The organism is Microbacterium sp. K35 (assembly GCF_004794375.1).
In the GTDB taxonomy this organism is placed as follows: Bacteria; Actinomycetota; Actinomycetes; order Actinomycetales; family Microbacteriaceae; genus Microbacterium; species Microbacterium sufflavum.
In genome coordinates this window covers 1-581 of sequence record NZ_SSDM01000393.1, presented here as the reverse complement: position 1 = coordinate 581, position 581 = coordinate 1, and the positions used below count along the sequence as shown (strand labels likewise).

The window sequence follows — 581 nt, the reverse complement described above, 5'->3', positions numbered from 1 at the left end:
GTGGGGTACGCGGACGGCACCCCCTACCCGCCCGCGTACCCCACGGCCGTCACGCCGGGAGGCCCCGGGTACCCGCAGTTCCCGGTCGGCGCCCCGCCCCGCACCGCCGCCGACCGTGGCAGCTCGCTCGGCCGGGTGGCGTTCATCGTCGCGGTCGTGGTGTTCGCCCTCGACCTGCTCCTGATCCTCGGGCGCCCGTTCCTCTACATGGGCGACCGCGGCTACTCGCTGATCGGATTCGTCGAGGGCGCGTCGTCCGTCGTCGGCTTCCTGGGTTACGCGGTCGCGCTCGTGCTGGGCATCGTCGCCGCGCGCCGCCCCGGCTCCCGGCTGTTCGCGGGGATCGCGATCGGCATCTCCGGCGCCGGACTGCTCGGGATCGTCACCGTCTGGCTGGCCTCGATGTTCTACCGCTTCGTCTGATCGACGCCGAGGGTCCCGCTCACCGGCCGTCCCGCACGCGCTCGTACACCGCGACCATGGCGGCGGTGCGCGACGACTGGCGGAACGCCTCGGCGACCGCCGGAACGGGGGACGGAGCGGCGCCCGCGGCGATGTCGGCGGCGGCAGATCGGAAGAGC

The 581-nt window shown here is 74.4% G+C and carries 1 pseudogene; it reads left to right on the top strand.

What is annotated here, in order from left to right:
• A pseudogene (locus tag DW299_RS19280) lies at window positions 1–423 on the top strand (hypothetical protein); the annotation flags it as partial.
• Window positions 424–581 lie beyond the last annotated feature (158 nt).